The organism is Faecalibacterium gallinarum, from assembly GCF_022180365.1.
Classification (GTDB): domain Bacteria; phylum Bacillota; class Clostridia; order Oscillospirales; family Ruminococcaceae; genus Faecalibacterium; species Faecalibacterium gallinarum.
In genome coordinates this window covers 1-949 of sequence record NZ_BQKV01000082.1, presented here as the reverse complement: position 1 = coordinate 949, position 949 = coordinate 1, and the positions used below count along the sequence as shown (strand labels likewise).

General features: G+C 53.6%; 1 rRNA gene. It reads right to left on the bottom strand.

From position 1 onward, the window contains the following. Positions 1-949, bottom strand: a 23S ribosomal RNA gene (locus JCM17207_RS10435); the annotation flags it as partial.

Genomic DNA, 949 nt, shown 5'->3' with positions numbered 1-949 from the left:
GGCAGAACAACTGGTGCGCCAGAGGTACGTCCGTCCCGGTCCTCTCGTACTAGGGACAGCTCCCATCAAATATCCTGCGCCCACGACAGATAGGGACCGAACTGTCTCACGACGTTCTGAACCCAGCTCGCGTACCGCTTTAATTGGCGAACAGCCAAACCCTTGGGACCGAATACAGCCCCAGGATGCGATGAGCCGACATCGAGGTGCCAAACCTCCCCGTCGATGTGGACTCTTGGGGGAGATCAGCCTGTTATCCCCAGGGTAACTTTTATCCGTTGAGCGATGGCATTTCCACTCACATACCACCGGATCACTAACTCCAACTTTCGTTACTGCTCGACCCGTCAGTCTCGCAGTTAGGCTCGCTTCTGCGTTTGCACTCTTACGCTTGATTTCCGTTCAAGCTGAGCGAACCTTTGAACGCCTCCGTTACTTTTTAGGAGGCGACCGCCCCAGTCAAACTGCCCACCTAACAATGTCCCCCGCCTTGCTTCAAAGGCGCAGGTTAGAATTCCAATATCGCAAGGATGGTATCCCAACGGCCACTCCACAAACGCCAAAGCGCCTGCTTCCCAGTGTCCCATCTATCCTGTGCATGCAACATCGAAACCCAATATTAGGCTACAGTAAAGCTCCATGGGGTCTTTCCGTCTTGTCGCGGGTAACCGGCATCTTCACCGGTACTACAATTTCGCCGGGCGGGCTGTTGAGACAGTGCCCAAATCATTACGCCTTTCATGCGGGTCAGAACTTACCTGACAAGGAATTTCGCTACCTTAGGACCGTTATAGTTACGGCCGCCGTTCACTGGGGCTTCGATTCAATGCTTGCACATCTCCTCTTAACCTTCCAGCACCGGGCAGGCGTCAGCTCGTATACGTCATCTTTCGATTTAGCACAAACCTGTGTTTTTGGTAAACAGTTGCTTGGGCCGATTCTCTGCGGC